Origin of the sequence: Kribbella sp. NPDC051587 (assembly GCF_044453945.1) — a bacterium.
Classification (GTDB): domain Bacteria; phylum Actinomycetota; class Actinomycetes; order Propionibacteriales; family Kribbellaceae; genus Kribbella.
Genome location: NZ_JBITDE010000010.1, coordinates 49,990 through 74,996 on the forward strand (window position 1 = coordinate 49,990; position 25,007 = coordinate 74,996).

23 protein-coding genes are annotated in these 25,007 nt (G+C 68.1%); 13 read left to right on the forward strand and 10 right to left on the reverse strand.

From position 1 onward, the window contains the following. Nucleotides 1–18 precede the first annotated feature (18 nt). From ACIA49_RS29745 to ACIA49_RS29760, 4 genes are all read left to right on the forward strand, one after another. Nucleotides 19–936 carry a helix-turn-helix domain-containing protein gene (locus tag ACIA49_RS29745; protein WP_396380901.1) on the forward strand — a complete coding sequence of 306 codons (918 nt, stop codon included), beginning with the start codon at nt 19–21 and terminating at the stop codon, nt 934–936. A gap of 100 nt (nt 937–1,036) precedes the next feature. Further along, nucleotides 1,037–2,800 carry an ABC transporter ATP-binding protein gene (locus ACIA49_RS29750; RefSeq protein ID WP_396380903.1) on the forward strand — a complete coding sequence of 588 codons (1,764 nt, stop codon included), beginning with the start codon at nt 1,037–1,039 and terminating at the stop codon, nt 2,798–2,800. Beyond that, nucleotides 2,797–4,575 (forward strand): ABC transporter ATP-binding protein, encoded by a 1,779-nt coding sequence (locus tag ACIA49_RS29755; RefSeq protein WP_396380904.1) that lies wholly within the window; start codon nt 2,797–2,799, stop codon nt 4,573–4,575. Before ACIA49_RS29750 ends, ACIA49_RS29755 begins: the two co-directional genes overlap by 4 nt. A 64-nt stretch (nt 4,576–4,639) precedes the next feature. Next, a complete protein-coding gene (locus ACIA49_RS29760; protein WP_396380905.1) occupies nt 4,640–6,430 on the forward strand; it encodes an alpha/beta fold hydrolase in 1,791 nt (596 codons plus the stop codon). Here the strand turns inward: ACIA49_RS29760 and ACIA49_RS29765 are convergent. From ACIA49_RS29765 to ACIA49_RS29780, 4 genes are all read right to left on the reverse strand, one after another. Then, entirely contained in the window at nt 6,393–7,319 is a 927-nt protein-coding gene (locus ACIA49_RS29765; RefSeq protein WP_396380906.1) for an LD-carboxypeptidase, read from the reverse strand. The genes ACIA49_RS29760 and ACIA49_RS29765 overlap by 38 nt on opposite strands. Next, the gene (locus ACIA49_RS29770; RefSeq protein WP_396380907.1) at nt 7,316–7,801 is read right to left on the reverse strand and encodes a hypothetical protein; all 486 of its coding nucleotides are present in this window, start codon (nt 7,799–7,801) and stop codon (nt 7,316–7,318) included. Before ACIA49_RS29770 ends, ACIA49_RS29765 begins: the two co-directional genes overlap by 4 nt. 33 nt (nt 7,802–7,834) lie before the next feature. After that, nucleotides 7,835–11,143 (reverse strand): phosphodiester glycosidase family protein, encoded by a 3,309-nt coding sequence (locus ACIA49_RS29775; RefSeq protein WP_396380908.1) that lies wholly within the window; start codon nt 11,141–11,143, stop codon nt 7,835–7,837. 84 nt (nt 11,144–11,227) lie between these two features. Next, nucleotides 11,228–11,551 (reverse strand): rhodanese-like domain-containing protein, encoded by a 324-nt coding sequence (locus tag ACIA49_RS29780; protein ID WP_396380909.1) that lies wholly within the window; start codon nt 11,549–11,551, stop codon nt 11,228–11,230. A gap of 142 nt (nt 11,552–11,693) precedes the next feature. Here ACIA49_RS29780 and ACIA49_RS29785 point away from each other — a divergent pair, with 142 nt between their 5' ends. The 3 genes from ACIA49_RS29785 to ACIA49_RS29795 all read left to right on the forward strand — a co-directional run bounded on the left by ACIA49_RS29785 (nt 11,694) and on the right by ACIA49_RS29795 (nt 15,160). After that, nucleotides 11,694–12,641 carry a trypsin-like serine peptidase gene (locus tag ACIA49_RS29785; protein WP_396380910.1) on the forward strand — a complete coding sequence of 316 codons (948 nt, stop codon included), beginning with the start codon at nt 11,694–11,696 and terminating at the stop codon, nt 12,639–12,641. A 75-nt stretch (nt 12,642–12,716) separates the two neighbouring features. Beyond that, a complete protein-coding gene (locus ACIA49_RS29790; protein WP_396380911.1) occupies nt 12,717–13,634 on the forward strand; it encodes a hypothetical protein in 918 nt (305 codons plus the stop codon). 80 nt (nt 13,635–13,714) lie between these two features. Then, nucleotides 13,715–15,160, forward strand: a complete 1,446-nt coding sequence (locus ACIA49_RS29795) for a hypothetical protein (protein ID WP_396380912.1) — start codon at nt 13,715–13,717, stop codon at nt 15,158–15,160. A 51-nt stretch (nt 15,161–15,211) separates the two neighbouring features. Here the strand turns inward: ACIA49_RS29795 and ACIA49_RS29800 are convergent, their stop codons facing one another. Together ACIA49_RS29800 and ACIA49_RS29805 are read right to left on the reverse strand one after the other, a co-directional pair. Next, nucleotides 15,212–16,276 carry a glycoside hydrolase family 75 protein gene (locus ACIA49_RS29800; RefSeq protein ID WP_396380913.1) on the reverse strand — a complete coding sequence of 355 codons (1,065 nt, stop codon included), beginning with the start codon at nt 16,274–16,276 and terminating at the stop codon, nt 15,212–15,214. An 82-nt stretch (nt 16,277–16,358) separates the two neighbouring features. After that, the gene (locus tag ACIA49_RS29805; protein ID WP_396380914.1) at nt 16,359–17,216 is read right to left on the reverse strand and encodes a DNA-formamidopyrimidine glycosylase family protein; all 858 of its coding nucleotides are present in this window, start codon (nt 17,214–17,216) and stop codon (nt 16,359–16,361) included. A gap of 103 nt (nt 17,217–17,319) precedes the next feature. Between ACIA49_RS29805 and ACIA49_RS29810 the strand changes: the two genes are divergently transcribed. Further along, on the forward strand, nt 17,320–17,463 hold the full coding sequence (locus ACIA49_RS29810; RefSeq protein WP_391544312.1) for a hypothetical protein: 144 nt from the start codon (nt 17,320–17,322) through the stop codon (nt 17,461–17,463). Here ACIA49_RS29810 and ACIA49_RS29815 read toward each other — a convergent pair whose 3' ends face one another. From ACIA49_RS29815 to ACIA49_RS29825, 3 genes are all read right to left on the reverse strand, one after another. Then, nucleotides 17,464–18,282: a class I SAM-dependent methyltransferase gene (locus ACIA49_RS29815; RefSeq protein WP_396380915.1), complete on the reverse strand. Its 819-nt coding sequence runs from the start codon at nt 18,280–18,282 to the stop codon at nt 17,464–17,466. Between the two features lie 55 nt (nt 18,283–18,337). Beyond that, nucleotides 18,338–19,285 carry a DUF6528 family protein gene (locus tag ACIA49_RS29820; protein WP_396380916.1) on the reverse strand — a complete coding sequence of 316 codons (948 nt, stop codon included), beginning with the start codon at nt 19,283–19,285 and terminating at the stop codon, nt 18,338–18,340. An 84-nt stretch (nt 19,286–19,369) separates the two neighbouring features. Further along, nucleotides 19,370–19,618 (reverse strand): hypothetical protein, encoded by a 249-nt coding sequence (locus ACIA49_RS29825; RefSeq protein WP_396380917.1) that lies wholly within the window; start codon nt 19,616–19,618, stop codon nt 19,370–19,372. 82 nt (nt 19,619–19,700) lie between these two features. Here ACIA49_RS29825 and ACIA49_RS29830 point away from each other — a divergent pair, with 82 nt between their 5' ends. From ACIA49_RS29830 to ACIA49_RS29850, 5 genes are all read left to right on the forward strand, one after another. Further along, nucleotides 19,701–20,654 carry a GlxA family transcriptional regulator gene (locus ACIA49_RS29830; protein ID WP_396380918.1) on the forward strand — a complete coding sequence of 318 codons (954 nt, stop codon included), beginning with the start codon at nt 19,701–19,703 and terminating at the stop codon, nt 20,652–20,654. A gap of 130 nt (nt 20,655–20,784) precedes the next feature. Next, nucleotides 20,785–21,867, forward strand: a complete 1,083-nt coding sequence (locus ACIA49_RS29835) for an acyltransferase family protein (protein WP_396380919.1) — start codon at nt 20,785–20,787, stop codon at nt 21,865–21,867. 58 nt (nt 21,868–21,925) lie between these two features. Beyond that, a complete protein-coding gene (locus ACIA49_RS29840; protein ID WP_396380920.1) occupies nt 21,926–22,621 on the forward strand; it encodes a PadR family transcriptional regulator in 696 nt (231 codons plus the stop codon). A 150-nt stretch (nt 22,622–22,771) separates the two neighbouring features. Further along, nucleotides 22,772–23,752, forward strand: coding sequence for an ATP-binding cassette domain-containing protein (locus tag ACIA49_RS29845; RefSeq protein ID WP_396380922.1), 981 nt, complete (start codon nt 22,772–22,774; stop codon nt 23,750–23,752). After that, nucleotides 23,752–24,528: an ABC transporter permease gene (locus ACIA49_RS29850; RefSeq protein WP_396380923.1), complete on the forward strand. Its 777-nt coding sequence runs from the start codon at nt 23,752–23,754 to the stop codon at nt 24,526–24,528. The genes ACIA49_RS29845 and ACIA49_RS29850 overlap by 1 nt, the downstream gene beginning before the upstream one ends. Here the strand turns inward: ACIA49_RS29850 and ACIA49_RS29855 are convergent. Further along, nucleotides 24,467–24,946, reverse strand: a complete 480-nt coding sequence (locus ACIA49_RS29855; RefSeq protein ID WP_396380925.1) for an SDR family NAD(P)-dependent oxidoreductase — start codon at nt 24,944–24,946, stop codon at nt 24,467–24,469. The two genes, ACIA49_RS29850 and ACIA49_RS29855, sit on opposite strands and share 62 nt — an antisense overlap. Nucleotides 24,947–25,007 lie beyond the last annotated feature (61 nt).

The following is a 25,007-nucleotide window of genomic DNA, read 5'->3' on the forward strand; positions in this document are numbered from 1 at the left end:
CAGCCATAGCCTGAGGGAGTGCTGGAAAGTCTGGGACTCGACGCCGTCCAAGAGCAGCTGTACGAGCGCGTTCTGACCCAACCCGGCCTGGCTGCCGACGACCTGACGGACGACCGCGCCGTACTGGACCAACTGGTCGGCTTGCGGCTGCTGCGCTGCACCAACGACCGCTACACGGCCGTGCCGCCGGAGCTCGCACTGCAGCGGTTGCTCGACGACCGTCAGCTCGAGCTCGACCGAGCTGCGGCCCGGGTGCGGGAGCTGGAGCGGTTGCATCGGGCGACTCCGGACCCGGACCGCCAGGTGCCGGTGCAGTTCGTTCCGGGTGACGAGGCGCCGTACTTCCAGGGGGCGATCCATGCCACCACGCGGAACCAGCTCCGTGCGTTCGAGACCCCGCCGTACGGGAAGCCCTTCGATCTCGGTGACGCCGAGCCGGAGGTGGGCGCCATCCACCGCGGGGTGCGGCACCGGATCGTCTACAGCCGCGAGGCGGTCGAGGTGCAGGGTCTCGACGTCCTGCGCCTCACTCTGACGATCGGCGAGGAAGCCCGGGTCGCCGGCGAGGTGCCGCTGCGGCTCTCGATCTTCGACGACTCGGTCGCGACCCTGCCGCTGCGGACCGGCCGCCCGGTCACCGAGGGGATCCTGGTGATCCGGCCGAGTGCCTTGCTCGACTCTCTGATCGCCCTGTTCGAGCACGTGTGGTCAACGGCGTTACCGCTCACCCCTGATCTCTCCGACGGGCTGGATCCGGAGGACGACGAGACCCTGATCGCCCTGCTGGCGGCGGGGATGGGCGACCAGGCGATCGCCCGGCAGCTCGGGATCAGCCTGCGCACGGTAGGCCGCCGGGTACAGCGGGTGCAGAGCAGTCTGAACGCCGCGACCCGGTTCCAGGCCGGCGTGGCGATCGGGCTCCGGACCACGCCTTGAAAAGGGTTTGACGGACTGTCGGAGGCGCCGCCTAGGGTTGATGTATTCGCCTGGTCAGGTGCCCTTCATCACCCCTCTATGTCTTTGTCTGTGAGACGTCATGTCCCTGCGCCTCATTCCGTTCGCCGACCCAGGTGTGCCAGACACCCGGTCGGCTCTCCGACTCATCATCTGGCTCGAGCACCAGCAGCTGCGCGGGCAAGCGCTCGCGATCTTCTGGGGCTTGGTGTTCTTCGGCGGGATCGCCGCCGCTCCGATCGCGGTCGGCCTGGCCGTGCAGGCCGTGATCGACAAGTCCTGGCCGAAGCTGATCTTCGCCGGTGTGCTGCTGCTCGTCTTCGGCGCGGCCAAGGCCGGCGCGGACTCGTTCTTCCACCGTGCCGTGGTCTCCAACTGGATCTGTACGGCGTCGCGCCTGCAGCAGTTGCTGATGCGCAAGGCGTCGGAGCTGGGCTCGTTGCTCACCCGCCGGATCGCTGCCGGTGAGGTGGTCGCGGTGAGCAGCGGCGACGTCGAGAAGATCGGCTGGTTCGTCGAGGTGCTCGGTCGCTTCACGGCCGCATTGCTGACCTCGTTCGCGGTCGTCATCGGTCTGCTGTTCTACGAACCGCAGCTCGGGCTGATCGTGGCTGTCGCCGTTCCGGTGCTGGCGTTCTCGATCGTGCCCCTGATGGGCCCGGCCGAGCGGCGTGCCGACGAGCAGCGCGCGAAGGGCGGTCGTGCGACCGAGCTTGCCGCGGACACCGTGGCCGGTCTGCGCGTGCTGCGCGGTATCGGCGGTGAGCAGTTGTTCCTGGACCGCTACCGCACCGCCTCGCAGGAGTACCGCTCCAGCGCGGTCCGCAGCGCCCGCATGTGGTCGCTGATCGCCGCGCTGCAGGTGTTTCTGTTCGGACTGTTCCTGGTGCTGATCGTGTGGCTGGGCGTGCGCATGGTGTCGTCCGGCCGGATCACGGTCGGCGAGCTCGTCACGACGTACGGGTTCATCACCTTCCTGCTGGTGCCGTTGCACACGTTCGAGGAGACGGCGAGCGCGTTCATCTTCTCGAAGGTGTCGGCGCGACGGGCGGCTCGCGTGCTGTCGCTGCGGCGTACCGACGAGACCATGGGCACGGCTGCGGCGCAGCTGCCCGACGGCGACCTGTTCGACCCGGTCTCCGGTCTGCAGGTGCCCGCTGGTTCGTTCACCGCAGTGGTGTCCGGCAACCCCGATGCGGGCGGTCTGCTGGCCGACCGGCTGGGCGGACACAGTCCGACGAGTGAGCCGGACGAGGCGTCGGTGCAGCTGGGCGGTGTCGGTCTGGACGATCTGCCGCTGGATTCAGCACGCACAGTCGTGCTGGTCCAGGACAAGGACCCGGTCCTGCTGTCCGGCACGGTGCGCGAGCTGTTCGACGTACCGGCCAGTGGTGTGGTCTCCCCCGAGACAGCACTCGACGCCGCGCAGTGTGCGGACATTCTCGACGTACTGCGTCAGACCTTGCCTGCTGGTGAGGACGACGCCATGCAGGCGATGCTGACCGAGCGCGGCCGGTCGCTGTCCGGTGGACAGCGCCAACGCGTCGCACTCGCCCGGTCCCTGTACGTCGATCCGCAGGTGCTGGTGCTCGACGAGCCGACCAGTGCGGTCGACGCGCACACCGAAGCCCGGATCGCTGACGGGCTGCGCCTCCTGAGGGCCGGACGGACCACTGTGGTGTTCACGTCCAGCCCACTGATGCTGGACCGCGCGGAGCGGGTGGTGTTCGTGCCGGATGGTCGCGTCGACGCCGTCGGCACGCACCACGAGCTGGTGCACACCAATCCGCGGTACCGCGCGGTCGTCACCCGTGAAGAAGAGCCAACTCTCGAGGAGTCGGTGTGAAGCCCCCTCTGTACGACCCGGCGGCACCACAGGAAGTGGTCCGGCTGCCGGTGGCAGGGAGCGCGACCGTTCGCGCCTACCTGAAGACGCTGTTCCGCCGGCACCGCCGTGCGTTCGGCTGGCTGACTGTGGTGAACGCAGTGGCCGCGCTGAGCGGCATGGTCGGTCCCTGGCTGCTCGGCAACGTGGTCGAGAAGCTGTCCCTGGGCGAGAAGGACGTCGACCTTCCGTATGTCGTGCTGGGCTTCACCATCGCCCTGCTCGTCCAGTCGGTGTTCGTCCGACTGACCAGACTGCGTGGTGCGGTGCTCGGTGAGGAGATGCTCGCCGATCTGCGCGAGGACTTCCTGGTCCGGGCCGTCGGGCTGCCGCCAGGCGTGCTGGAGCGCGCCGGGACCGGTGACCTGCTGTCCCGGATCACCACCGACATCGATCGGCTCTCGCACGCCATGCGCGACGCCGTGCCGCAGCTGACCATCGCCGTGCTCTGGGCCGGCCTCCTGATCGGTGCGCTGATCGTGACGGCCCCGCCGCTGGCGGTGGCCGTGGTGATCGCAGCGCCGATCCTGATCATCGGCGGCCGGTGGTACTTCCGCCGGGCACCGCAGGCCTACCGTTCCGAGGCCGCCGGGTACGCCGCTGTCGCCTCGGCGCTCGCCGAGACCGTCGACGCCGGCCGGACTGTCGAGTCGCACCGGCTCGGCACCCGCCGGATCGGTCTGGGCGACACCCGGATCGGCCAGTGGGTCGCCTGGGAGCGGTACACGCTCTATCTGCGGATGATCCTGTTCCCGGTGATCAACATGACGCACACGGTCGCACTGGCCGCAGTGCTGGTGATCGGTGGCGGATTCGCGCTGCAGGGCTGGATGACCGTCGGTGCGCTCACCACGAGCGCGCTGTACATCCAGATGCTGGTCGAGCCGGTCAACATGATGATCCGCTGGTACGACGAGCTCCAGGTGGCGCAGGTGTCACTGGCCCGGCTGGTCGGGGTCCGCGAGGTCGAGACCGAGCAGTTGGGTGAGGAGCGCGAGCCGGAGGGCCGGACGGTGCTGGCCGACGAGGTGCGCTTCGGCTACCTGGAAGGCCGTGACGTCCTGCACGGCGTCACGCTGACCGTCCAGCCGGGAGCACGAGTCGCGCTGGTTGGTCCGTCCGGTGCCGGCAAGTCCACACTGGGCCGGCTCCTGGCCGGCATCTACTCACCGCGGGTCGGTGACATCACGCTGGGTGGTGCGGCGCTCGACAAGATGTCGGCCGAGCAGGTGCGGAGCCATGTGGCTCTGGTCAACCAGGAGCACCACGTGTTCGTCGGCAGCGTCCGTGACAACCTGCGGCTGGCTCGGCCGGAGGGGACCGATGCGGACCTGTGGGCAGCACTGCGCTCGGTGGATGCCGACGGCTGGGTGGCCGGGTTCGATGAGGGCCTGGACACCGAGGTGGGTTCCGGGGGCATCACCCTGACCCCGGCGCAGGCTCAGCAGGTCGCACTGGCCCGGCTGGTGCTGGCCGACCCGCACACGCTGGTTCTCGACGAGGCGACCTCGCTGATGGACCCGCGGGCCGCTCGGCATCTGGAGCGGTCGCTGGCCGGTGTCCTGGAGGGCAGGACGGTGGTGGCGATCGCGCACCGCTTGCACACCGCGCACGACGCGGACGTGATCGCGGTGGTCGAGGACGGCCGGATTGTCGAGCTGGGCGGTCACGACGAACTGGTCGATGCCCAGGGCCCCTATGCCGCGCTGTGGCACTCCTGGCACGGCGAGCGCTGACCCGTTGCACCAAGTGGCAGCCCGCTCGGCTGCCACTTGGTCGCTCTCCATGTGAGGATGAAGTGTGCTGACGACGTTGCTCTCACTGCCCGCTGCCATGGCTCTCGACGTGAACGACGAGGGCCGGGTGCTCGTCCTGTACGACGGCACCGGTGTCCGTCAGGTCAACGAGATCACTCCGGACGGTGCCTGGCGCCCACTCACCGACCTCACTGACACCTGCCGCAACGCCCGGTTCGTGCCGGACAGCCGGCTGGTGGTCGTCGAGCACGACAGTGGCGGCAACGAGCGCGGCCAGCTCTCGCTCCTCGACCTCGACGAGCCCGGGCTGCCCACACTGACCCCGCTCGTGCACGACCTCGACTACCTCCACCACCTGGTCGCCGCGAAGCCCGGCCGGGTGCTCTACACGACCAACCGGCGCAACCGGGTCGACTTCGACCTGATCGCGCGCGACCTCGCCACCGGCGCGGAGACGGTGCTGTACGACGGCGGTGGCTGGGTCATGGGAGTCAGCCCGTCCCCGGACGACCAGTGGGTCGTGCTGACCGTGGCCACCGTCCCGGCGAACTCTTTCCAACTCCTGCTCGTCGAGACCGCCACTCAGGCGGTCACCGAGCTCACTCCGGCCGATGCACACAACGACCAGGGCCAGGTGTCCTGGCTGCCGGACTCCTCCGCGTTCGTGGCGTCGACAGACGCGGACCGGGACCGGAAGGCCCTGCGCCGCTACGACGTGAGCACAGCGGTGTGGAGCGACCTACTGGCGGACGATCGCGACCTGGCCGGCTGGGTGTCGCCCGACGGCGAGCAGCTGCTGGTGGCGATTGTCGACGATGGTGAGGTGTCACTGTCAACATGCCGGTTGTCCGACGGCTCGGAGATCAACCGCCTGGACCTACCGCCCGGCGGCTGCGCGGCGCTGAGCATGACGACTCCCGACCCGGTCTGGTCGCCGGACGGGTCGTTCGTCGCATTCACCTACAACTCCCCGACCACCCCGCCGACGGTGCATCGCTATGACCCGGCCACGGGCGAGGTGGTCGCCGTACCGGCTCCTGGGATGCCTGAGGTGCCGAAGCTGACGCTGCCGGAAAGCCTGCGAGTGCCGTCCTTCGACGGTGAGCAGGTGCCGGTCTTCGTCTTCCGACCGACCGGACCCGACCTGGGCTCGACCGTGCTGCACATCCACGGTGGACCTGAGGGCGCGGCGATGCGCGTCTGGCAGCCGGTGATCGCGGCCCTGGCCGCCGAGGGCCACACGGTGATCGTGCCGAACGTGCGCGGCTCAGCGGCGTACGGCAAGCGCTGGTATTCGCTGGACGACCGCGAGCTGCGACTGGATTCGGTGAAGGACCTGGCCGCGATCCACGCCTGGCTCCCGACCATCGGCGCCGACCAGAGCCGCGCAGTCCTGTGGGGCGGCTCGTACGGCGGTTACATGGTGCTGGCCGGTCTCGCCTTCCAGCCGGAGCTGTGGGCGGCCGGTGTGGACATCGTCGGGATCGCCTCGCTGGTGACCTTCCTGGAGAACACGTCCGACTACCGCCGCGCGACGCGTGAGCGCGAGTACGGCTATCTCGCGACCGACCGCGAGTTCCTGGAGTCCGCGAGCCCGTTGAGCCGGGTCGACGACATCCGGGCACCGCTGTTCGTCATCCACGGCGCCAATGACCCGCGGGTGCCGCTGTCCGAGGCAGAGCAGATCAGCGCAGCACTCGAGCAACGCAACGTGCCCTGCGAGCTGGCCGTCTACCCGGATGAGGGCCACGGCCTGGCCAAGCTCAAGAACAAGCTCGACGCCTACCCGCGGGCCTTCAGCTTCCTGCGGCAGCACCTGGCCACAGCGGAGTGAGCGTCGCGGCTGTCGCGTCCAGCCGGACCGGCAGCCCGAGCGGTACGGCGAGGTTCAGGTCCTCATGGCCGATCGCCGCACCCTCCACCATCGGAAGACCCAGGGGCTCAAGCCGTTCCCGTACGACATCGGCCGCGAGCCCCTGGTCGTCCGACTCACTGAAGTCCCCGACCACGATCCCCGTCACCTGGTCGAACCACCCGGACCGCAGCAGCTGCGTGAGCAGCCGGTCGATCCGGTAGCCCTGCTCGCTCACGTCCTCCAGTACGACGACACCAACGGGTGGCGCGTACGTCGGCGTACCGATACTGGAGGCGAGCAGTGCGAGGTTGCCACCGCGCAGCACGCCTTCTGCAACGCCACCGACCAGCGTGCGCGCACCACGCGGTGCGAGTAGGTCGGTGACCCGCTCAGGCTCGAACAGCAGGTCGTGAACCCGAGCACGCCCCTCTTCCACACCTAGCTGCTCAACAGCAGCCGCCATCGGCCCATGGATCGTCACGAGTCCGCGCGCGTTCAGCGGCTCGTGCAGCGCTGTGATGTCGCTGAAGCCAACGAACCACTTCGGTACGGCGGCCAGCTCGTCGAAGTCGACCGCCTCCAGCATCCGCTGCACGCCGTACCCGCCACGTCCACAGAACACCGCAGCGAACCGCTCGTCCAACCACGCGTCCCGCAGGTCGGCAGCCCGCGCCTTGTCCTCAGCCGCGAGATAAGCGAACCGCTCATGCCCCGCGAGCACCGACGGCATGATCTCGACCTCAAGACCCCACGCCTTCAGGTACTCGGTGCCTTGGTCCAGGCGCTCCGACCGGATCCGGCCCGACGGCGCCACGACGGCGATCCGGTCACCAGCTTGCAGGGGGCGCGGAACGATCAATGAGGTCACGCAGCAGACGCTACTGGATGCTGAGCCCACGGCCTTCTGGTCTTGATCAGAAAGCCCAGCAGCACCAGGGACAGCAGCGCTGCGCCGCCGTCGGTCACGAGGGACGGCAGCGCGCCGACCGGACCGAACCGATCGATCGAGGCCTCGAACATTTCCGGCGGAACGGCCCGCACACCGACGGCCTGAGTGACGTTGACCGCGAGCACCAGCCAGAACAGCCACGTCTGCTTCTGTTGGCGCAGAGCGAGGATCCCGGCGGCGTTGCCGACAATGTAGAGGCAGCCGACGATCCGGAAGCCGGTGAGGAACCCCGGCGCACCCGCCTCCGCGTCAGCCTCCGTCCGGCCGGCCAGCACCATCATCCGCACCAGCGTCTCGTGGTTGACGATCCAGAAGTTCTGCAGCGCCGTCCCGACCGTGAAAACGATCGAGACGGCTCCCACGAGTATCTGCAACCGCGGCGTCCACCGTGTCTCCGTCATACCCACCAGCCTTGGGCCTGCGGGCACGCGCAGCTACCAGGTGACCTTCACTGCTGCTGACGTGCTGACACCATTGACAGTGACTGTTAGCTGCGCTGTACCGGGGCGGAAGGCGGTGAGCTGGCCGGTGGCTGGGTCATACGAAGCTACGGCCCAGAACGGCGCAGTGCTGGCAGGGCCGATGTGGAGTTGGCGGTCGCCTTGCCAGTCGGCCGAGACGGGGAAGCTGACCGGGACCCGACGGCCATCCTGTACGACGGTTGCCGCGGCGGGCGCGGTGGCGCCGCGACGGAGTGTCGGGGGAACGGCGAGTTCGAGCGTGTCCACGTGCGGCCTGAGCTCCAGCTGCATCCAGTTGGGTTCCCGACCGATGCCGACCAGGGCCCAGCCCGTGAAGCCGCCGGCGTCCGGCGCTGCGGCCGGGCTCTTCCCGGAGTTCCCGGTCAGTGGCAGCAGCACTCCATCGGTGCGAGTGGCAGCGAAGGTGCCGGCGTGGGCGGCCATGTACGCGGCGCCCTTGCCGGTCCGGGCGCGGAAGTCGGCCAGCCACTTGACGATCAGCGCGGCTTCCTTGCGGTCGCCGAGCTGGGAGTTCTGCGTCGGCGACGGGTCGTCGATCGGGTGGTGCGCCATCACGACGACGTTCTGGATCGACTTGTTCCGTGCCGCGTCGTCGAGCTGCGCGCGCAGATCGGCGATCTGGGCGAACCCGCCGGCCCGCAAGGAACCGAGCGACGAATCCCGCAGTACGAAGCGGGTGCCCTTGTGGTCGAACGTGCTGGTCGGCGCCCCGAAGACCTTGGTCCACTCGGACAGGTCGCCCGGCCCGTAGCTCTCGTGGTTGCCCGGTACGTAGTGCACCGGCACCTTGCCGGCGACCTCCTCGTCGAGGATCTTCTTGGCCAGCGCGATGTCCGGACCGAACGCCCGGTCGACGAAGTCACCGTTGATGATCAGGAAGTCCGGGTGCTGCGCGAGCGCCTCCCGGATCGTCCGCCGGGCCTGCTTCACGTAGTCGGAGTTCGGGTCGTCGGCGGTGAACTGCGCGTCCGACATCACCGCGTACCGCCAGCGCCCGCCACCCGTGACGGTTCCGTCCGTGACGACCATCGGGTCGACCACCTTGGCCGGCGGCGCCAGCGTGACCGGCGGCGCGCTGCGGAGGGTCAGGTCGTCGATGACGATCCGGCCGGCGTACTGCCGCGTCGGCACCGTCTCCACCACGTAGATCCGCCAGAACCGCAGCGGCATCGTCAGCCCCGGCGGGATGTCCGCCTCGACGTACTTCCAGCCGGTCCAGTCGACCGCCGACGCCAGGTTCAGCGTCTGCGCCGATCCACCCGCCGCGTCATAAGCGTTGGCGCGCAACCACGCGCCCTTGCCATCGCCGTACACCCAGGCGCCGAGCTTCTGCGGCTGGCCAGGCAGGGTCTGCTGCGGAGTCTGCGACAGGTACGCCGCCCGCGTCGCCGTGCTGCCTGTCAGCGAGTAGTCGAGCGCAATCGCCTGTCCACCATCATGCCCCTCGGCCGCGGACCGCGTGACCGTCGCAGCACCAGCCGGTACGGCGTTCGCCGCCCACTTGGTCACATCATCCAGCTCGTCCACCACCGTGCTCGTCAGCCCGGCCGTGACACTGAGCTGGGTGCTCAACTTGCCAACCGTCGCGGTCACCACGGCCGACACGGCTTCGTTGCTCAGGGCATTCACTTCGAAACCCTTGCCCTTAGCAACCACCTTGAGAACCGCCGGATCGTAGCTCAGCTTGACGTCCCGTGGCTCGACCCACGTCGCGAATCCATCGGCGTCGTACCCGTCGACCTCGAAGAACCCCTTCGCCGCGGAGTCGGCCAGCGACACCTGACGACTCGACGGCGCCAACCGGATCGGCGCACCCAGCACAGTCATCGGGAACCTCCCGTTCGCCGACCCGCGCGCCGCCGTGACCACCACGTCACCGGCCCGCCGCCCAGTCACCACGCCCTGTTGATCAACCCGGACAGCACTGCCACCGAACCAGTACGGCGTACCGGTCGCCGGCGCGTACGTCTCGTCGTGACCGGTTGCCGTGAGCACGCGGCTCAACCCGCTGAGCACACGGGAGCTGCGGGACAGATCGGCATCCGCGTCCTCGGCCGCCGTACCGGCTGCCTCGATCCGGAATCCCTTGAGCCGGCCGGATCCCTTGACCGGGATCAGCCCGAGTCCGTTCGGCACCACGCGCTCGGCACCGTCGGACGGGTCGTTGACCACGCTCGGGGCAGCATCGCCGGCCGACCGGGCCAGCATCGTCGACGAGCCACCACCATCGAGGTTCAGCGCGTCGTCGGCCCCGAGGCCGATCATCAGCTGACCCATCTCCTTCAGCGACAGCCCGCGCGATCCGGTCGCCCGGCCGTCGACGGTGAGCAGGATCATCCGGCTCCCGTCGGCGTCGAACCCGATCGCCGTCCGCGGTGCCAGGTCCGCATCCGGTACGTCGGCCGGTACCGCGCCGTCCTTCGCCAGCTGAACGTTCCCGCTGATCCCGACCGCGACCTTCGACGCATCCGGCCGCAGTCCGTACTTCACGTCGACCTTGTCGCCGACCTCGAAGGCGGTGAGCGCGTCAGCCCCGGCCTCGCGACCGATCAACGCCTGCTCGTTCGCCGCGAGGGCCGTCGTACCGGGTGCTGCGGCTGACGAGACGACCACGCCGTCGCGGAGGATGACCTCTCGAACGGTGGGCAGTCCGTCGACGGTTCGGGTCCGGGCGACGTCACCCCACTCGGGGGTGTAGAGACCGATGCCGCCGGAGTCCACCGAGGGCGAGTTGAGGTTGGTGAGGGCGAGCTTGACCGCGTCATCGTCGGTCGCTGTGCCCTGCAGGAAGAGCTGCGCGATCTGGCCGAGGCCATCCTTGCCGATCACCGCGGTGTCGTTATGCCCGGCCGCCGGCGCGTTGATCAGCCGGCCGCCCTGCTCGATCCCCACGCCGAGCGGCGCGGTCGTGTCGTTGATGTCGAAGAAGTCGCCGTTGACTCCGGCGATCGCACCCTTGCGGGCCAGCTGCTGGCTCAGCGGCGCGCCGCCCGAGACCTTGCCGGTGCTGACGTAGTCGACCGTCACGCCGTGCTTGTCGAGGTCGGTGGAGATCAGGTCGCCGCGCAACCAGCCCTTGGGGTCGAGCCGCTCGAACGAGGTGTAGGTGACGCCGGGCGCCACCGGACTGTCCTGGCGGCTGGCGACCACGCCGTCACCAGCCAGTCCGGTACCGGGAGCGGCGTGGGCCGGGGACAGAGTGATGGCGGCGAGCAGACCGCCGACGGCGAGCGCCGTACAGGCAGGACGGACGAGCGGCACGGGAGCCTCCACAGATCGATTGCCGGTGACAAAGTAACGTCACCGGCATCCAAGTGGAAGCTTTTCTTCCCGAACTTCAGGTGATCAGTCGGTGCTGACCGGTTTGCCGAGCGTCTCCCAGGCGTGCATCCCGCCGTCGAGGTTGATCGCGTCGCGACCGACCGAGTTCAGGAACTGGGTGGCCATCCCGGACCGGCCGCCGACCGCGCAGACGCAGAGGATCTTCTGGTCATTCGGCACCTCGCCGACCCGCTCCTGCAGGTCACCGAGCGGGATGTGCACGGCGCCGTCGATGTGGCCACGGGCCCATTCGTCGGGTTCGCGCACGTCCAGGACGAAGGCTTCCGCGAGCAGCGCGTCGTCGAGCTCGGCCACCACGACCGAAGGGATCTGCTGATTCTGGGGCATGGGTCGATGATGTCAGATCTCACAATGGTTCACAGACGAGACGTTGACCAATGAGAGCGCTTCCTTTGTACTGGGCGTGATCGGGGCTGTCGAATCAGTCACCGATCGGACTCTACTTCCGCCCCGACAGAGGAGTCACTTCATGCGTAACCCCATGCCCAGATTCGCCCGGCTACTGGTCGCCGGCGCCCTGATCAGCGGTGGCGCGGCGGCCACCGCGGTCGCCGCACCGCCGTCCACTCCGGCAGCGGCACCACAGGCCGCGACCACGTCGATCCAGGCCCCGGCCCAGAGCAAGACCGACTACTGGACCGCCGAGAAGATGGCCAACGCCATTCCCTACGACCTGCCGTCGGGCGCCAAAGGCACCCAGGGCAAGGCCGTGGACAACTCGAGCGGCGTCGCCTCGCACCCGGTCGGACCGAAGGGCAACGGCACGCTGGCCGACCCGGTCCCGAGCAGCGCGGGCAAGCTGTTCTTCACGATCGGCAGCGCCAACTACGTCTGCTCGGCGTCGACGATCAACAACAACTACAAGAACCTGATCATCACCGCCGGGCACTGTGTGCACGACGGCGCGGGTGGCGGCTGGCACGCGAACTTCCGGTTCGCGCCGGCCTACTACAACGGCGAATCCGGCTACGGCTCCTACAACTGGAGCAACGCCCGGACGTTCAACTCGTGGATCAACAGCAGCGACTTCAGCCACGACCAGGCGTTCATCACGCTGCAGAAGCGCAACAACGTCAACGTCGTCGACGCGGTCGGTGGCAACGGACTGGTCTGGGGCAACGGTCGCGCACAGGCCAACACCCGGATCTGGGGCTGGCCGGCCGAGCCGCCGTACAACGGCCAGGTCCCGTACTACTGCGACGGCAACACCTACGCGTGGGGCTCGACCGATGCGGCGCTCACCTGCAGCATGAACGGCGGCGCCAGCGGCGGCCCATGGATGAAGGACCGCATCGACGCCAACCTGGGTTACGTCTTCGCGGAGACTTCACGCCGGACCACCAGCGGTACGCCGACGTTGCTCGCGACACCGAACTCCGGTGACGTGAAGACGATGTTCGACCAGATGACCACTTAGCACCCATCCGATCGGCTGCTCGCTCCGAAGGCATCGTTGTCAGGAGCAGACCAGCCGACCCGGGAGGTGCCGCGGATGACCGTTCTGCGTCGTTGCGCCCTCGTCCTGGGTGGCGCTCTCGCGGGAAGTGCCGCGGCCCTGATCCTCTCGTCCTCCCACGCTGCCGCCGCCCCGGCTCCCTCCGGTACGGCGGCAGTCGTGCGTGATGTCGTCCGCCCCGTCGTGAAGCCAGTGGCACATGACGTGGTCCGCCCGGTCACGAGGCCGGTACTGCGCGACGCCGTCCGTCCGGTCGTGACACCAGTGGTGCACGACGTGGTTCACCCGGTTGTGAAGCCGGTACTGCGCGACGTGGTCCGGCCGGTCACGAAGACGGTGGTCCGCGACGTGGTTCGACCGGCCGTGAAGCCGGTGGTCCGCGATGTCGTCCGTCCGGTCGTGACGCCGGTACTGCGCGACGTCGTCCGGCCGATCGTGCGTGACGTCGTGCGTCCGGTGGTCAAGCCGTTGGCGCGTGAGCTGGTGCGGCCAGTGGCGCGTCCCGTGCTGAAGCCGTTGGTGGGTGGCGTCGCCAGGCCCCTGGTGAGGCCGCAGCCTGACGAGGTCGTCCGCCCGATCGTTCAGCCGCTGGCCTCCAGAGCTGCGCGGCCGAGCGTGAAGCCGGTTCCGGCAGAAGGCGCTCGACCGGCGGTCGCGCCCAAGGCGGTGCCGACTCGCGATTCAGCTCCTGCCGTCGTACCAGGTGCGTCGGCACCTCGTACGGAGGTGCCGCGCGGCCGCGGCTCGTTCCCGGCACCGGCTCCGCACCAGCCCGGCGTACCCGACGGATCGGCTCAGCTGACCTCCTCGAGCTCGAACAGCTTCGGCTCCAAGAAGTACGCAGTCCTTCCGCAGCCGGTCGACCAGCGGTTCGGCCGCACCGGCGTCGTCCTCCCGACGTCGGAGCCGCTCGGCCCGCACCCTTCCGACCGCCCGGGGACCACGCCCGACTAGTCCACTCGTTGCATCGCGCGCACCACCGGCGTACCTCCGGGCACGCCGCCACCGAAGCAACGAACGGAAGGCAATTCCTCATGAACGTGTGGGTCAAGCGATCCCTCAGCACCGCCGCAGTGGCTGGTGGCCTCTTCTTCGCCGGCGCGGCAGCCGCACACGCCGACACCGGCACAGCGCACGACGAGGGCCTCCTGGGCGGCAAGGCCTCCGCACCGATCGAGATCGGGTCGATCGACCTGGGCGTGCAGAGCTCGTCCTCGTCCAGCCACAGTTCGACGGTCTCGCACACCGGCAAGCAGGGCACGACCACCAGCACCAAGCAGTCGACGAAGTCCACGAAGGACTCGATCGGCCTGAGCACCGGCAAGATCACCGCCGACCCGGCAGCCACGCTGAAGAGCGTCACCCGCTCGACCACCCACCGCTCCGACGGTGCGGTCAGCGGCAAGCAGTCTCAGCACACCCAGGGCTCGGTCCAGGCGCCGGTCTCCATCGGCGGCGTGAAGCTCACCGGTCAGCACGAGGAGACCTCGACGAGCGCGGAGAAGGTCACCCGCTCGGACAAGCACGGTACGTCGGTCAGTGAGCGCCGTACCGTCCGCGGATCGAAGACCGGCGGCTCGCTGGAGACCGGCTCGATCACGCTGAACCCGAACGGCAGCCTCGACACCCGCCAGGTCGCCGGCGGCTCCGCCGACCGGCGTGGCAACAGCTCGATCTTCTCGCATTCGGCGACCGACGCGGCGGGCTCGCTGCCGATCTCGTTCGGTGGCCTCAAGGCCCAGGGCTGGTCGGACACCTACTCGCTCGACTACAGCAAGCAGAAGTCGACCGGCAAGCACGGCAGCCGCACCGAAGAGCGGTCCGACGAGCGTGCGACGCACACCGGTGCGGGCGTCGAGGTGGGCCGGCTGGTAGCCGACCCGCAGGCGGAGCTGAGCGACCGCCGTTCGTTCCTCGGCCAGACCGACCGGCACGGCAGGTACACGCTGATCTCGGACCAGGCGACGACCGGCTCCCTGTCGGCACCGTTCCGGTTCGACGGCGTGAGCGGTTTCGTCACCTCCCAGCAGGCGTCCCGCACGGTGCGGGCCACCGAGGTCGCGAACCAGCACCGGACCGTTCGCAAGATCGTCACCGACGAGTCCGCCTCCAGCCAGACGATCGCCGGTCACTCCGGCGCCGTCACCGGCGACCCGTCGCTCGATTTCGCCGACCACCGCTCGAGCCTGATCGCCGGTGACCGGCACTCGTCCATCGTGCGCCGTGACCACGACGGGTACGCCGCCTACGCGTTCCCGTACTCGTACGACGGCTTCGGTGTCGCCGGTGACTTCGCCAACGCCTCGCGCCACTCGGTGATCGACCAGGTGGCCGACCGCCACGGTGTCACCACCCGGACCGAGACCGACCAGAAGGCGAACCGCACCCTGCCGGCCTACAACTTCCAGGGCTTCCACGGCTCGCCGGAGGGTGTCGTCGACTTCAGCCGCATCAGCCAGCTGACCCAGCTCGACAAGTGATCCTCGGATCCTGACGACGGCGGCCCCCACCGGGGGCCGCCGTTTCGCTGCTCAGTTGTTGTTGATGAAGGTCCGGGCGAGCTCCTGACCGCGCGAGGTGGCGAGGCTCTGGCTCTCGATCGGGTTGATCGTCGAGTTCTTGAACACGATGTAGGTGACCGGACCGTCACTGCCACCGTTCTCCGGGTCCGGGTTGATGCCGAGGGCAACGGCCGACGCGTATGACGCCTCGCCGATGATGTCGGTCGGGCCGGTGTCGCCGACGACGGCGTACTTGACCTGGTTGTTGTAGATCATCGCGACCACACCGCCACCGGCGATCTGGAAGTTCTGGTAGTTCCAGATGCCGCTCGCACTCGGTACGACGACGTACGGGAGCTGGGCCGCGTTGAGCGGCTGACCCGTCGAGGTGTGGAAGGCCGTGTCCGGCTGGAACCACGGGTCGGTGCTCTCGTTGCACTGCGTGGTGCGCAGACCGTCACAGTCCACATCCATGTCGGCCTTCCAGAACACGGCGCCGTTCTTGCCGCAGACCGGGATGGTCGGGCTGAGCTCGGAGTCGGTCTTGTAGAGGCCGTTGGAGATCTGGCTGCAGCTGGTCACCTTGGCCAACAGCTCGGCCGCGGTCGGTGCACCGCCACCACCACCGGAGTCGGTGACGGTCAGCGAGTCCAGGTTCGGGCCGCCGTTCGCGGTGGTCGCGGTGGCCTTGACCGTGTGCGAACCCGCGGAGAGGTTCGCGTTCACCGTGGCGGTGTTCCAGACCGTCCAGTCGCCGGTCCCCGCGAACTGCGGCGTCGCGACCGTCGTACCGTCGACGGCGATCGTCATCGGCCGGTTCACCGTGGTCCCGTTGGCGAAGCGGAACGCGAGCGAGGCGTTGCCGCTGGCGCCGACGTTCACGGTGAAGGTGACGGACGAGCCGGTCACGTTGTCGTAGTTGACGAACCCGGAGCCGGTGAACCCGGCGTGGTTGGACTCCACCACGCCTTGGGTCCGGGTCGCGTTCTCGGCCTCGTACGACGTGGTCGCCGCGCTGGCCGTGGTCGCGATCGTGGGAATCAGCAGCGCACTGCCGATCACTGCGAGGGCAAATGCGATGGGGCGGATACGCATCGTGCACACCTCCGATAGTTAAGAAACTTTCCTAACTGTCGGAAGGCGTTTTCCCGCTGTCAAGGTCTCAGTGGTTCCGGAACTACTTGAGCAGCTTGGACAGCCGCCGGTCGGCCAGTGGTTTGCCACCGGTCTGACAGGTCGCGCAGTACTGCAACGAAGAGTCGGCGAAGCTCACCTCGCGGACGATGTCCCCGCAGACCGGGCACTTCTGGCCGGTCCGCCCATGCACCCGCAGCCCGGACTTCTTCTCCGACTTCAGGTCCTGTACGGCGAGACCCGCCGACCGGTCGACCGCGTCCTGCAGCGTCGACCGCATCGCGTCGTACAGGATCTTCAGCTCGTCGTCGGCCAGGTTCGACGCCGGTTTGAACGGGCTCATCTTCGCCACGTGCAGGATCTCGTCGGAGTAGGCGTTGCCGATCCCGGCGATGATCGACTGGTTGCGCAGCACGCCCTTCAGTTGCACGCGCCCGGCCTGCTTGAGGATCGCGCCGAACTCCTCGATGGACAGCGAGAACGGCTCCGGTCCGAGCCGCGCGATCCCCGGCACCTCGGCCGGGTCGCGAACGACATACACCGCGAGCTTCTTCTGGGTGCCGGCCTCGGTCAGGTCGAACCCGGACCCGTCGTCGAACGCCGTCCGCAGCGCGATCGGGCCCTTGCCGGGCCGGACCAGGGTGGTGGACTGCTCGTCCCGCCAGCGCAGCCAGCCCGCGCGGGCCAGGTGGATGATCAGGTGCACGCCCTGCGCCGAGAAGTCCAGGAACTTCCCGTGCCGCTGGACGTCGTCGATCAGCAGACCGACCAGCGCCGAGACCGGCGGGTCGTAGGTCTTCAGGGCGCTGATCGCGGTGATGTCCGCGCGCACGAACGCATGGCCGACCGCGCGTTCCCGCAGGAACACCGCCAGCGACTCGACCTCCGGCAACTCAGGCACCCACCCAGTGTGCCTGATCCCAGGGACAGTTTCGGGTTATCACCCATGGGAACGGGTTGTGCACCCGGCTACCGTCGATGTCAACGAACTAGGGAGGCCCACAATGGGTGGCTTTATCAAGACGCTGGTGAAGGGTGCCGTCGTCGCCAAGGTGGTCCAGGTCGCGCAGCGCGAGCTGAGCAAGCCGGAGAACCAGGCCAAGATCAAGCAGGCGTTCCAGAAGGTCCAGCAGCGCCGCGCGCACTGATCACGGCTTGTGCGCCTGCAACGTGTAGGTCGCCGCAAGCCGCTCGGGGTTGTCGGTGAGACGCCACTCACCGGCACCGTCCACGGTCATCAGACCGTCCAGACCACACCACGGCGCACTGTCGTGCTCGGCGAGTGAATCGAACACCAGTCCCGCGTTCTGCACCGCGGTGATGGTCTCGCCGAGCCCGTGATTCCAGTCGTGGGTGGTGTTCACCGTGAACTCGACATCCGTCTCGACGTACGTGCCGCCCTCTTCGAAGACCAGCGGCTCGGCCATCTCGAAGTACGGGTACTTGAGCGCGATCTCGCGATCGACCGACTCCAGCGCCCACAGCATCGGGTGGCCCTCACGGATGAAGAGCCGCCCGCCCGGCTTCAGCAGGCCAGCGACGGTCTGCGCCCAGCGGTTGATGTCCGGGAGCCAGCAGAGCGCGCCGATGCCGGTGTAAACGAGGTCGTACTGCGCTGCGCCGAGCACCTCGACCGCGTCGTACACATCGCCGACGTGGAAGTCGGCCTCTAGGCCGAGCCGGTCGGCGAGTCCTTGTGCTGCTTCGATTGCGGGCGGCGAGAAGTCCAGTCCGCTCATCCGCGCACCGAGCCGAGCCAGCGACACGGTGTCCGTGCCGATGTGGCACTGGAGATGCACGCCGCGCAGCCCGGTGATGTCGCCGAGCCGCGGCAGGTCGAAGCGCACCACTTCACTCAGGTACGACGGGTCACTCTCGAACTCGGCCACGTGGTAGCCGGGTGATGCGACGTGGGCCGGGACTCGCTCGTCCCAGCTGGCTCGGTTGATCTCGCGGTAGTCGGTCACCGCCCGACTGTGGCACAGCCGGGCGGTGGGGTTCGATCGGTTTTGCCCGAAAGGGCTACTCGAAGGCAGTGGTCCAGATCCGGGCCTTGTAGAACTGCGCCCCCGCCCGCGAGCGATCCGCGGACTGCGAGAAGCGGATCGTCTTGTTGGCCCAGTCGCGCGGCTGGGTGCCGTCGCCGCGGATCGAGACGACCTCGCCCGACGAGTGCTTCACGTAGGACTTCACCTTGGTCTCCGAGGAGATCTTGCGGCTGCGGAAGGTCCCGCCGTCGGTGAGCAGCTCGTAGATGCCCTTGGTGGCCGTGATCAGCATCTTGTGCTTGTTGGTGAAGTCGGGCTGCAGGTCGTGCCCGAGGTTGCCACTGCCGAGGCTGAAGTGGGCGGCGTACTTGAGCCGGGTGTTCCGGCCGCTGCCCATCACCGCATAGTGGCTGAACCGGTTCTGGCCGACCACCCAGAGCAGCTTGTACGTCGGGTCCCACAGCACTCCGTGTGCTCCGGCGTAGTCGACCGTCTGCACCTGCTTCAGACTGCCCAGGTTGCCGACGCTGGTCGGTGCGTAGAGCGTGAGTCTGCCGTCGGAGCTCGCCACGACGACCGAGCCGTTCCCCGGTACCCGCTCGATCGCATGCGGGTTGCCACCCGGCGTCGCGCTCCACTTCAGGTCGTTGCCTTCGGTGTGCTTCTCGCTACCGATGTCGACGATGCCGGCCTTGCCGCCGGACGCGACGACCAGGGCGATCCAGCCCTGCGCCTCGGTGGCACGGATCTTCACGTCGCTCAGGTTGGCCCACGCACCGCCGCCCGGAGTGAAACTCCAGTGCACGTTCGCGTCGGTGAACGCTTTGCTCTTCGGGAAGACGAGCACCTTGTTCTTGGTCTGCTCGGTGGTGGCCACGTAATAGTCCGTGGCCGCCACCGCGTCCTGCTGCCCCAGTAGTGTCGCCGCCGGCGCGGCTACCGCTGCCGCCGCCAGTCCTTGCAGGAACGTCCTGCGCTGCATCAACGTGTCTCCTCGTCGTCGAGAGCGTGATCTTGAGGTGCTTAGATCAGCCAACCCGACGGTTGGTTCACGAGTAGACCAAAGTCACGCCGCGTGACGTCCGGGGTGGACCAGACGAGCCGCGTGGATCCGCCGTACCGAGGCTTCGGTGGTGGTGGGCTTGTGGGTGAAGGGCTTGGCCGACGCGCCGAGGGCGAGCAGGTCCAGCTTGGTCCGGGCCAGGTCACGGTCGTCGGTCGTGCCATCCAGGTCGGCGGGGTGCCGACGGTGGCTGACCTCGAGGGCCGCGATCAGGGCCAGTACGAGTACTGCGATCACCACGATTCCGTTCATGGCAGTAATCTTGCTACCAACTAGATCCCGCCACAATTGGCACTTTTGACATACTCCATCAACTTTCTGCCATACTGGCGCCATGCTGCGGAAGATCGCCGTTGTCCTGATGGAAGACGTGGCCCTGTTCGAGTTCGGTGTGGTCTCCGAGGTGTTCGGATTCGACCGCACCGACGACGGGGTGCCGGCCTTCGACTTCAAGGTCTGTTCCACCCGGCCGGGCGAGCCGATGTCCACCAGCACCCATTCGGCGGTGATCGCGCCGTACGGGCTGGAGGAGCTGGAGGACGCCGACCTGATCGCGCTGCCGGCCACGACCTGGCGGCACGCGTACGACGAGCGCATCCTCGAGGCACTGCGGCGGGCCGAGGCGCGCGGGGCGATCCTGCTGACGGTCTGCTCGGGCGCCTTCGTGCTCGGAGCGGCCGGACTGCTGGACGGCCGGCCATGCACTACGCACTGGCGCTACGTGAAGCAGTTCGAGGAGCAGTTCCCTCTGGCCAAGCTGGATGCGGACGTGCTGTTCGTCGACGACGGCAACATCATCACCAGCGCCGGTACCGCGGCCGGGATCGACGCCTGCCTGCACCTGGTACGACGTGAGCTCGGTAGCGCGGTCGCCACCCGGATCGCCCGCCGCATGGTCGTCCCGCCACAACGAGACGGCGGCCAGCGCCAGTACGTCGAGGTACCCGTGCCCGAGTCATCCGGCGAGAGCCTGCAGCCGGTGCTGGACTGGATGGTCGACAACCTGACCGTCGATCACACCGTGCCGGCCCTGGCCCGTCAGGCGCAGATGTCGGAGCGGACCTTCGCCCGGCGCTTCGTCGCCGAGACCGGGACCACCCCGCTGAAGTGGGTCACCACCCAGCGAGTCCTGCGCGCCCGCACCCTGCTCGAGCAGACCCGGATGGGGATCGAGCAGATCGCCTCGGAGTCCGGCTTCGGGACGGCGGCGCTGCTGCGGCACCACTTCCGGCGCGTGGTCGGCGTACCGCCGCAGGACTATCGGCGCACGTTCCGCACCACAGCGTGACGTGATCCACACGATTTGCAACCACCCGGGGCAGTCCCACTAGGATCTCTGAAGTGTCACGGGGGGATAACGGGTACTGGGGGGACACGGCCGAAACTGATTCGGCGAGTCGAGCCAAGCTGGAGCTTCTGTGTCCACGCCGTCCCCGCCCCGGGAAACCTCCGCGCGCCGTTTGAGCTGGGATGTAGTCCGCGTCCTCGCTGTTGCGGCCGTGATGTTCACACACACGACCTACATGGGTCCTTATCTGCATCCGGAGCTCGGTGCTCCGCTCACTCCGCATCCCTTTCAGGTCGGCGCCAGCGTTCTGCTGGTGATCAGCGCGTACTTCGTCTGCGTGACCGTCCGGAAGGACGGGTCCACCCTGCACTGGCTGCGACGGCGCTACGCGCGGGTGATCCCGCCGTACCTGGCTGCTGTTGTCATCACCTATACGGCGCTGGTGCTGTTCGGCCCAAGCCAGTGGACGCTGCCCACGCCGCATGACCTGTGGGGCAACCTCACGCTGGCCAGCTCGTTCGACCCGACCGTGCGGATGATCGACGGGTCCTACTGGACGCTGCCGCTGCAGCTGATGGCCTTCACCGTCGCCGCCATCCTCTGGCCGCGCGGCGCCCTCTCCGGTCAGCGGGTCACCGTCCTGCTCTGGGTGATGATCCTGGCGCCGGTGATCCTGCAGTGGAACGACCGCATCACCAACAGCCCGCAGTGGGTGATCCAGATCTGGAACGGCTTCGGCATCCACCGGCTCCAGTTGTTCGCCATCGGCATCGCTCTCTGGCTGTGGACAAAACACCGCATTGGTACGCCGCACCTGGCCGCGCTGCTGGTCGCGACCGTGTTCGCACACCACGCGCAGACGCAGGACTGGCCGTCCTCATTGGGGATGGGCGTGCTGCTCATCGTCGTCGCCGGCGCCGCACGCGGACCGGACTGGACGGTGTTCGAGCCCGTACGGCGACCGATCCAGTTCCTGGCGAAGATCTCGTTCGGGATCTACCTGCTGAACCAGGAGCTCGGCTACCTGGTCGCCTGGCACCTGATGACGCTCGGCGTCGGCCGGCTCGGCCAGATCGTCGGTGCCGTCGCCGCGGCGATCCTGCTCGCCTGGCTGCTCACCAAGTACGTCGAACAACCGGCGTACCGGCTGTTGACCGCACGCAAGCCGGTCCGGCGGCTCGGGTTCCGCGCGGTCGCGTGGCTCAATACTTGACATCGGATACCCGTGAGCTAATACTCGATCTCGAATAACCGAGATCGAGGGAGCTGTGATGGCGAAACGCAAAGTGGCGAACCCACTGGCGTTCGCCGTGCTGGGCAGCCTGACCGAGCGCCCGATGCATCCGTACGAGATCTCGACGCTGCTCAAGACGCGCGGCAAGGACTCGAGCATCAAGCTCAACTACGGCTCGCTGTACTCGGTCGTGGGCGCGTTGGAGAAGAACGGCTTCATCGAGGCGCAGGAGACGATCCGGGACGGCAACCGCCCGGAGCGGACCGTTTACCGGCTCACCGAGGCGGGCACGGCCGAGTTCCAGGACTGGCTGAGCGAGCTGATCGGCTCACCGGCCCGGGAGTACCACCCTCTTGAGGCGGGGCTGGCCTACATGCCAGGCCTGCCGCCGGACCGGGTGGTCGAGCTCCTGGTCGAGCGCATCAAGGCGGTCGACGCGGAGATCGAGCAGGTCGAGACCGCGCACCAGTACATGGAGTCGATGGACTTCCCGCGGGTCTTCTGGGTCGAGTCGGAGTTCCGGCTGGCGCTACTGAAGGCCGAGTCGGCCTACGTGCATCGGCTCACCGAGGAGATCCGCTCGGACAGTCTGGGCGAGTCGGGGTTCTGGCGGATGGCCTGGAAGACCTTCGCCGAGACGGGCGTCTCACCGAACGAGCAGCTCCGGGACCCGGTCAAGTACTTCGGGCAGGAGTTTGCCTGGATGAAGGCGGTGCCACCAGAAGGACTGTAAGAGAACGGCCCCGACCCACGGCGCGGCAACGCCAAGGGTCAGGGCCGCAGTTACCTCAGAGTCGATCCGAAGACCGGGTATCCAAGGGCACAACTATCAGGATAGCCAGACCCGGACCGACTCCCCATCACACCAAGGGAGTCACCCACCATGGCTACGCATGCTCTAGAAGCATCAGAGCTGGTCAAGACCTATCCGGCCGGTCGCCGGAAACCACCGTTACGCGCCCTCGACGGACTGACCTTCAGCGTCGGCGAAGGCGTCGTACTCGGCCTGCTCGGCCCGAACGGCGCCGGCAAGTCGACCACCGTGAAGATCCTCACGACCCTGTCCCGCGCCGACTCCGGGACCGCGCGCGTCGCCGGGTACGACGTGATCCGTGACCAGGCCAAGGTCCGGCACGCGATCGGCTACGTCCCCCAGAAGTCCAGTTCGGACCCGATGGCCACCGGCATGGAGAACCTCGTGCTGGGCGGGCGCATCTACGGCCTGTCCCCGACAGACGCCGTACGGCGGGCCACCGACCTGCTCGAGCGATTCGGCCTGACCGAGTTCGGCGGTCGTCAGGTCAAGACGTACTCCGGCGGGATGCAGCGCAAGCTGGATGTCGCACTCGGCCTGGTGCATCGGCCGCGAGTGCTGTTCCTCGACGAGCCGACCACCGGTCTCGACCCGGAGGCGCGTGCGGACCTGTGGACCGAGGTCGGCCGGCTCGCCGGCGCCGAGGGCCTCACCGTGTTGCTCACCACGCATTACCTGGAGGAAGCCGACCGGCTGGCGGATCAGCTCGCGATCGTCGACCACGGCAAGATCGTTGCCGAAGGCACCCCGGACGGGCTGAAGTCCGAGCTGCGCGGCGACTCGGTTCAGGTCGAGCTCATCGATGCCGATACCGACGGGACCGTTCGCACCCTCCTGGGGCAGCTGTCCGGGATCGGCGAGATAGTTGTCGAAGGCAAGGTGTTGCGCGCACGGGTCGCTCACGGCGCGACCGCGGTTCCCGCCGTACTGGGAGCCCTTGAGGACAAGGCGATTCCGGTCTCCGCGGTGACGGTGTCGCGACCGTCGCTGGACGACGTGTACCTGAACTACACGGGTCGCTCGTTCCAAGCAGCCGAGGAGGCGGCGTGATGACGACAGCGGTTGCACACACCCGGCTCATCACCGGTCGCTGGCTGCGCGCGTCGTACCGGCAACCGGCTCTGATCATCTTCACGCTGGTTCAGCCCGCGATCTGGCTGCTGCTGTTCGGGCAGGTGTTCCAAGGTGTCGTGCAGATCCCGGGGTTCGGTGACAAGTCGTACATCGCCTTCCTGACACCAGGGATCGTGATGATGACCGCGCTGATGTCGAGCGGCTGGAGCGGTACGACGTTCATCGCGGACATGGAACGCGGAGTGATGGACCGAATGCTCGCGTCACCGGTGAGCCGCGGCGGGCTGATGGCCGGACAGTTGATCAGCAACGCGACCAACACGCTGATCCAGACGGTGCTCGTGTTCGCGATCGGGATTGCCGCCGGCGCCCGGTACGACGGTGGCGCGGCCGGCTACCTGGTCACGGCCGCGGCATCGATGCTGGTCGGGATCGCGTTCGGTTCACTGTCCAACGCGGTCGCCCTGCTGACCCGGCAGCAGGAGGCGCTGATCGGGATCTCGCAGTTCGTCTCGCTCCCGCTGACGTTCATGTCGTCGATCATGATCGACCCGAAGGTGGCACCGCACTGGGTCGGTGTGGCCGCCCGGTTCAATCCAGTCGACTGGGCCGCGATCGCCGCCCGGCAGGCGCTGTCCGCCGACCCGGACTGGTCGTCGGTACTGCGCCACGGCGGCTATCTGGCGGCGTTCACGCTGATCGTCGGGTGGCTGTCGACCCGGGCCTTCCGCACCTATCAACGGTCGGTCTGACGGCCCTCGACCCAAGGGGCTGCAACCCCTTGGGTCGAGGACCAGCTTCGGTGTGGGCGGCGACGATCGCGTCCGCCTCGGCCCACGGCTCGGCGTCGTCGTCCGGACGGACGATCGCGCCGGACCGCTGGCGGCTGAAGTGCGAGAGGACGGCATCCTCGATCGCACGGTCGCTGGTGGTGTTCACGAGGACATCGAGGCGCCGGTGGTGACTGAGGATCCCGGCCACCGCGTGGTCGGCCTGCTCCGGGGCGAGACCGAGCGCCTCGACCTGCCGCGGGAACGCGCCGACGAGGTCGTAGACGGACTCCGGGTGCCGGGCCGCCGCGACGACCACCGCTCCGGACGCGGCCGCCGCGGCCACGATCGAGCGCCCCATCACGCCATCCGCGCCGGTCACCAACCAGACCTTCGCCATCCGTGCTCCCCCTCGGTCACCAAGCCCACCCTAAGTCAGACTCTAGTCCAAGTTGATGTCA

Excerpts from the sequence above, each read along its gene's own strand:
- ACIA49_RS29800 (WP_396380913.1), bottom strand. The coding sequence starts at position 16,276 with ATGCGTATCCGCCCCATCGCATTTGCCCTCGCAGTGATCGGCAGTGCG.
- ACIA49_RS29850 (WP_396380923.1), top strand. The coding sequence starts at position 23,752 with ATGACGACAGCGGTTGCACACACCCGGCTCATCACCGGTCGCTGGCTG.
- ACIA49_RS29825 (WP_396380917.1), bottom strand. The coding sequence starts at position 19,618 with ATGAACGGAATCGTGGTGATCGCAGTACTCGTACTGGCCCTGATCGCG.
- ACIA49_RS29770 (WP_396380907.1), bottom strand. The coding sequence starts at position 7,801 with ATGACGGAGACACGGTGGACGCCGCGGTTGCAGATACTCGTGGGAGCC.
- ACIA49_RS29790 (WP_396380911.1), top strand. The coding sequence starts at position 12,717 with ATGACCGTTCTGCGTCGTTGCGCCCTCGTCCTGGGTGGCGCTCTCGCG.
- ACIA49_RS29780 (WP_396380909.1), bottom strand. The coding sequence starts at position 11,551 with ATGCCCCAGAATCAGCAGATCCCTTCGGTCGTGGTGGCCGAGCTCGAC.
- ACIA49_RS29820 (WP_396380916.1), bottom strand. The coding sequence starts at position 19,285 with ATGCAGCGCAGGACGTTCCTGCAAGGACTGGCGGCGGCAGCGGTAGCC.
- ACIA49_RS29750 (WP_396380903.1), top strand. The coding sequence starts at position 1,037 with ATGTCCCTGCGCCTCATTCCGTTCGCCGACCCAGGTGTGCCAGACACC.
- ACIA49_RS29785 (WP_396380910.1), top strand. The coding sequence starts at position 11,694 with ATGCGTAACCCCATGCCCAGATTCGCCCGGCTACTGGTCGCCGGCGCC.
- ACIA49_RS29830 (WP_396380918.1), top strand. The coding sequence starts at position 19,701 with ATGCTGCGGAAGATCGCCGTTGTCCTGATGGAAGACGTGGCCCTGTTC.
- ACIA49_RS29845 (WP_396380922.1), top strand. The coding sequence starts at position 22,772 with ATGGCTACGCATGCTCTAGAAGCATCAGAGCTGGTCAAGACCTATCCG.
- ACIA49_RS29840 (WP_396380920.1), top strand. The coding sequence starts at position 21,926 with ATGGCGAAACGCAAAGTGGCGAACCCACTGGCGTTCGCCGTGCTGGGC.
- ACIA49_RS29855 (WP_396380925.1), bottom strand. The coding sequence starts at position 24,946 with ATGGCGAAGGTCTGGTTGGTGACCGGCGCGGATGGCGTGATGGGGCGC.
- ACIA49_RS29795 (WP_396380912.1), top strand. The coding sequence starts at position 13,715 with ATGAACGTGTGGGTCAAGCGATCCCTCAGCACCGCCGCAGTGGCTGGT.
- ACIA49_RS29810 (WP_391544312.1), top strand. The coding sequence starts at position 17,320 with ATGGGTGGCTTTATCAAGACGCTGGTGAAGGGTGCCGTCGTCGCCAAG.